Annotated in this window: 4 protein-coding genes; 3 read left to right on the top strand and 1 reads right to left on the bottom strand. The window is 47.7% G+C overall.

The window, feature by feature from the left end; translation table 11 throughout:
• Positions 1-1,033 precede the first annotated feature (1,033 nt).
• From ACO1NU_RS15325 to ACO1NU_RS15315, 3 genes are all read left to right on the top strand, one after another.
• The gene (locus ACO1NU_RS15325; RefSeq protein ID WP_448819368.1) at positions 1,034-3,406 is read left to right on the top strand and encodes an ATP-binding protein; all 2,373 of its coding nucleotides are present in this window, start codon (positions 1,034-1,036) and stop codon (positions 3,404-3,406) included.
• Positions 3,407-3,499: 93 nt separating this feature from the next.
• Positions 3,500-3,916 carry an organic hydroperoxide resistance protein gene (locus tag ACO1NU_RS15320; protein ID WP_448819367.1) on the top strand — a complete coding sequence of 139 codons (417 nt, stop codon included), beginning with the start codon at positions 3,500-3,502 and terminating at the stop codon, positions 3,914-3,916.
• Positions 3,917-3,944: 28 nt separating this feature from the next.
• Positions 3,945-5,093 (top strand): NADH-dependent flavin oxidoreductase, encoded by a 1,149-nt coding sequence (locus tag ACO1NU_RS15315; RefSeq protein ID WP_448819366.1) that lies wholly within the window; start codon positions 3,945-3,947, stop codon positions 5,091-5,093.
• A 52-nt stretch (positions 5,094-5,145) separates the two neighbouring features.
• Here the strand turns inward: ACO1NU_RS15315 and ACO1NU_RS15310 are convergent, their stop codons facing one another.
• A complete protein-coding gene (locus ACO1NU_RS15310) occupies positions 5,146-6,600 on the bottom strand; it encodes a RagB/SusD family nutrient uptake outer membrane protein (RefSeq protein ID WP_448819365.1) in 1,455 nt (484 codons plus the stop codon).
• Position 6,601 lies beyond the last annotated feature (1 nt).

The raw sequence follows: 6,601 nt of genomic DNA, 5'->3' as shown, positions 1-6,601 counted from the left end.
GAAGGTTTTTGATATTTCCAAAAAAAAGTTGAACTTTTTTTCTTCCTTCTTTTTCTTCTCTTCAATCACTCTCACTCTGCCTTGCGCTTCGTAATCCCTCGTTCGTTTTGGGACTGCAAAGATGGGAACTTTTCCTATTCCCTGCAAGTCTTTCGTGCTTTTATTTTAACAAAAGGTGCTTTCTAAACGTCCTGAGCCACTCAGCGCCTTTTAAATCAGGGAATTAAAAAGTGCAGAAAAGTCAAACATTTTTTGAGCTTTGCGTGTAAAGGCAGGCATTAGTGATGCTGATGGGGGAAATATCGGTTGCAAAGGGGTGTTTTGGGTGAAAGGGTGTCTGTATGCAGAAGTGGTGACCGGGCAGAAATGAGGTCAAAGAGGGTAGATAAATGTGAGTTAAGCCTTGAATGCCGGCATTTTTCTTTTACAAGAATCGTTTTAAGATCGAAATATCGAGTGTCTCCTGCCCTATCCAACACAATGTATATAACTTGCCACTATGCTACACCGCACATATATATAGAATATCAGGGTGTCATATCCGCACATATCACTTCCGGCCTCATTACACACCAGGACCACCTTCATCATAGCTCACATCGGCCTAGCTATATATTACAAACAGCATAGCTAAATACCTCCAATATACCCGCTGGTGACCAAGCCTATATCTGTCACTGATTAGCCGTGGTCCAGAGTCGCATCTGCTCCGGATAAACATCGCGTTTTCTCGAAGCTGATCCGAAGTTGATCCGAGGCTGGTAGCTGGCAGATATAGCGATGAACTAAGGATGTTCTACAGACGAGAGCGACAAAGCCGCACTGACATAATCCTGTATGCTTATTATTATATCACTCTTATCGCGCTACAGAGCGTATAATAGGATAAAAGAATACATGCTGTAGAAAACAGCTGCAGCAACACCGACAGCATCATTAACATCCTAATCTGTAAATCAAACATTTACGCACCTGTATAATGAGAAGAAAATTTGCATACCGTTTCCCACAATAGTATTTTTGCACTAGAATAATGATACGTCCTTTCCTAGTCCCTTTACGCTTCGTCGTTACCCTCGTCATTCTCCTCATATGGACATCAGCATTTGCTGAGCGATCCGCACGTGCGACTGGTGCTCATCTCGACTTAAGAAACGAAAGCTTTGAATCGATACTCAAACTGAAAGGACAGTGGAAATTCTATTGGAAGCAGTTGGTTCAACCCGGTGCGGAGATAAATGCTGAACGGCCGCAGCTGGTGGAGTTCCCTTTTCTGTGGCATGGATCTATGTGGAAGGGCGAGAAACTGCCGTCCTTCGGATACGCCACCTATACACTTCGCATAATCATGCCAAAAACCGATCTTCCTTTAAGTGTGGCTGTTCCCGACGTGTATTCTGCTTACCGGCTATACTTCAACGATAAACTGGTTTCGCAGAACGGGAAAGTGGCTACTAATAAAGAGGACTTCGTTCCTTACTGGCAAACACGGATCATCAACATCCCTCCTGATATCGATACGCTGAACATTACCCTTCAGATTGCGAACTTTGTGCATAGCAAGGGCGGCATCAGCAAAGATATGGAGATAGGCCAGACCGGCCCACTCAGATTACGCAAGCTGCAGTACATGGCAATAGATCTGCTGCTGACGGGCTGTCTGCTGATGAGCGGGCTTTACTTTCTGGGATTGTTCATTATGGGAAACCGCGATAAAGCGATCCTGATGTTCGCGCTGTATTCCTTGGTGTTCAGTTACCGAATCTTTGGGATCGGAGACTACACGCTCCATTCTATTCTTCCCGGAATCAACTGGTATATTACAGCACGACTTGAATACATGACGCTGTTTGCAGGTATCGGCATCTTTGCGATGTATACCTGCTACCTGTATCCGGATACATCAAATCGAAACCTGGTACGCCTGATCTACACCCTCTGCTTTGGGTTCGCACTCTTTTCCCTCTTCTTCCCTCCTATCTTATTTACCCAGCTGATCAATCCTTTCCTCCTGCTGATGGCATTTTGCCTGATCTATGTACCGTATATATATGCAAAAGCCTACGTGCAGAAATTACCCGGATCTGCTTTTGCCTTGCTGAGTACGTTTGCAATCGTGGCCGTATTTGCCATCTCCCTGTTGTACTACTGGGGCTTGACCCCCAAGCTTCAGCTGCTTAATTTCTTCTGCTATATTATTTTCTTCTTCCTGCAGTCGCTCGTCTTAGCACACCGGGTATCGTTTGAGCTGAAGAAAGCACGTGTTGAAGCGGAGCAGGGATTGATATCAAAAACCGAATTCCTAAGTACCATGAGTCATGAGATCCGCACTCCTCTGAATTCGGTTATTGGGATGAGTCACCTTCTCCTGCAGAACAAGCCCCGAACGGATCAGGTAGAGCATCTGGAGGTCATGCTTTTCTCTGCGAACAATCTTCTTGCCATCGTAAACGACATTCTCGATTACAGCAAGATTGAGGCCGGCAAGATTTCATTTGAGAAAATAGAGATGGACGTATCTTCCATCGCGCGGAATATCGTAACCAGTCTGCAGGGGTCTGCCAAGGATAAGGACATAAGCCTGACGGTCGACATTGATCCTTCGCTTCGCCACAAGGTGCTCGGAGACCCTACGCGTCTTTCGCAGGTCCTTACGAATCTGGTCCATAATGCCATTAAGTTCACCCCGGTGGGCTATGTGCAGTTAAACGTCTTTGTATTGCACCAGGATGATGAGCGGATCACATTAAAGTTCCAGGTAAAAGATAGCGGAATCGGGATTTCGCAGGAGAAGCAAAAGCTGATCTTCGAACGTTTTACGCAGGCAGATTCGTCCACTTCCCGGGGCTTTGGCGGAACGGGATTAGGGCTTGCTATTACCAAACGTATTTTGGAATTACAGAACTCCATACTTGAGCTCAACAGCGAAGAAGGTGGAGGTTCTGAATTCTATTTCACACAGGTTTTCGACAAAAGTTCCGTCAAAGGCGATGCGGTAAAAGTGAGTATTCTTCCGGAGGAGCACGATAAGCCGCTGACAGGCGTTCACATTCTACTGGTAGAAGATACTCCGATGAACGTCCTGGTCGCACAATCCTTTCTAAAGCGCTGGGGTGCAACCATCGAAGTGGCCACCAACGGGCAGGAAGCGATTGAGAAGCTGGATGTCAACAAGCATCATCTCATCCTGATGGATCTTCACATGCCGGTGATGGACGGATATGAGGCCAGCATCCGACTCCGTGCCCAGGGAATACAGCTCCCGATCATTGCGTTGACTGCGAATCTTCCGAATGAAGTGAATGAAAGAATCCTGGCGATAGGAATGAACGACATGGTTGTAAAACCCTTCCTGCCAGATGAACTCTACCGTACCGTACTTCATCACCTTACAGTCTCATCCTAAGCAGACATGCGGCAGAGAAAAAGAGGTAAAACAATTTTGCCCTAAATGTTATATCATCTATAGTTCACAATTAAGACTATAGAAATATTCAAAATGGATAAATTGTATACAGCGAAAGCTACAGCGACAGGAGGCCGAAATGGTCATGTTCAATCTGCAGATGGCGCCCTTGATGCCGATGTTCGTCCCCCAAAAAGCATGGGCGGTCCGGAGGGCAGCTATTTAAATCCGGAAACGATGTTCGCAGCAGGATATGCTGCCTGCTTCGACAGTGCCCTTAATCTCATTATCAGAAACGAGAAGGTACAGACTGGAACCACTTCCGTGACAGCAGAAGTGAGTATCGGAAAACTTGACCAGGGAGGCTTCGGACTGTCGGTGGTACTTGATGTTGAAATCCCGGGGATAGAGAAAGCGCAGGCGGAAGACCTCGTACACAAAGCGCATCAGGTTTGTCCGTATTCAAACGCCACCCGTGGGAATATTGACGTGCAGCTCAGCGTCAGATAGAATCAGGCAAACGTTTACTTCCAATCAAATGAATCCAAAATATCAAGCTCTGTTTGAACCTTTCAAACTCGCAAACGGCGTTGAAATCTCCAACCGGCTGGTGATGGCACCGATGACCAACTTTGCCTCCGATAACGAAGACGGCACTATTACAGAAGAAGAATTAGCATACTATAAAAGACGCGCGAACGGACCGGGCGTGATCGTTTCAGCCGTCGCTTACGTGACTGCCGGAGGAAAAGGCTTCCACGGACAGATCGGCGCGGATAACGACGCCCAGATTCCAGGACTCCGCCGACTGGCTGAAACCATGAAAAGCGGCGGAGCAAAGGCCATCCTTCAGATCTTTCACGGCGGCAAGCTATGCCCTCCTGAACTTATTCCGGGTGGAGACCTTGTAAGTGCCAGTGCGGTTGCTCCGGAAGCGCAGAATAATACGGCAGAAAGAGCCGTTCCACGTGCTTTGGAAGAATACGAGATCGAGTCTATTATCCGCGACTTTGGCGAAGCGACGCGCAGGGCGATAGAAGCAGGATTTGACGGAGTAGAAATACATGGAGCCAACGGCTACCTGATCCAGCAATTTTTCTCTCCTTATAGTAACAGGCGCTTTGACCGCTTTGGAGGTGACCTTCAAAAGCGTCTGACCTTTCCACTAGGAGTGATCCGCGAAGTGAAGCAAACAGTTGCCGAACATGCGAAGTCGCCTTTTATCGTAGGTTACCGCTTTTCTCCGGAGGAACCGGAGACTCCGGGAATTACGATGGCCGAAACTCTGGAGTTAGTAGAGACCCTGGCAGACCAAGAACTCGATTATCTGCACGTATCGCTGACCGACTACCGTTCAAAGTCCAGACGAGGAACTAACGACACCCGTTCAAGGCTTGAAATTATCAATGAAAAGCTGGCTGGTCGCGCGCCACTGATTGGTGTGGGTGCGGTCTATTCTGCCGATGAGGCCCTTGATGCTTTAAAGAGCGGCATCGCCTTTATAGCACTGGGACGAGGTTTGATCATGGACCCGGATTTTATTAAGAAAATTGAAAACGAAGAAGAGTCTACGATTCAAAACAGGCTGGATGTTGACAATGATCAGCAGCGGCTGGATCTGGTCATTCCGCAATACCTGTGGCAGGTGATCAAGACAACTCCGGGCTGGTTCCCGGGAGTTAAATAAAGCAGAAAAGGACCGGCAACGCCGGTCCTTTTCTGCTTTATGATGTTTTTATTTAATATCCCTCGTTTTGCTGGGCTTTCAGGCCCGGATTAGCGTTGATTTCGGCTTGGCCGATAGGTAGACGAGTCTTGTAGAACGACCGGTTGATTGTTTTTTCACGGTGCGGTATCGTCAGGTCGCCAAACTCGTCGTTGAAGGTAATGTTCCTGTTCAGACGGATCATGTCGAAGAAACGGTGCCCTTCACCAAACAGCTCTTTGCTCCTTTCATCGACAATCATGTCAAGGGAAACCGTTCCTGCAGTAGCAGGAGCCAGCGAAGGAGATCTGCGGCGCACCACATTCAGGTAGGTCGCTGCCTTTGCGGGATCTGAAGTGAGAGCAGCTTCTGCTGCAATCAGGTATATTTCAGACAGGCGGAAGACCTTGATATTAACTGCTGAACCGGTAGCTTTTCCATCGCCCGCCAATGATGTGCTTCCGCTGTATTTATACAAAGAGCCAAGGCGTGTTGTCGAGGTTTCGTCGTTGCTCATCACTCCCCAGCGAACGTCCCTCGGGTCCTGATTCAACCTTTGAAGGAAACTGTCGCTGGCCATAAACCACCCCAATGCGTTTGTACTTCCGTGTGACCGGCGTCTCAGATAGAATCCAAGTGATCCGTTTTCCAGATCTCCTTCGCTCGGAAAGATACCAAGCTCAAAGATAGACTCAGAACCAAACTGACTTTTCCAAGAGTCTACCCATGCTGCGTTGGTGTATGGCACATAAGCATTGCTGGCGATGAGTTCTTCCGCTGTTCTCAAAGCATTGGCGTAGTCTTTCATGTAAAGATAGACCCGGCTTTGCAGGGCTAGATTCGCATAGTAGTTGATATAACCGTTAGCCCTTGTTTTAGGAAGCAGAGGTGCCGCGGCGGTAAGATCTGCCAGGATCTGCTTGTAGTTCTCCTCTACCGAGGCCCGTAGGGGTTGAGCATCTGTACCCAGCCTTCCTGTCACGTTAGGCACGCCGTAAGACGTTTTATCGTCATCATAGGCTTTTCCATAAAGTCTTACAAGATCAAAATACATCAGAGCTCTGGCCGTTAGTGCCTGTCCTTTATACGTGTCAAACCCTGCAACCGGCCCGTTTGCCTCAATCTTCCCAATACTTTCCAGCAAACTGTTAGCCTGCATAATGCAGAAATAGATTTGCGACCAGAAAGTGGAATAACTGTTCGTGCTTACGCCGTGGTTGAACGTGTAAAAGGCGTCAAGACCGCGTCCCTGCGAAGAGATGGTCAGATCGCCACCTTTAGCGTCACCATACATAATGAAGTTTCGCCCGTAATAGTTGGCACTGGTCATGTTACGCATAAGGCCGTTAACGATCACCTTTGCGTCGGCGGGAGTTTGAACGGCAACTTCCGCATCACCGGAATTAGTAGGTTTTTCATCGAGAAAATCTTTGCAGGAGAAAAAACTGATTGAGATCAATCCCGCAAGAAGTATATGTATTCTTTTCATC

It is taken from the genome of Arcticibacter sp., assembly GCF_053551015.1.
Note: the sequence above shows the minus strand (reverse complement) of the source record. Positions and strands in the feature narration are given on the sequence as shown.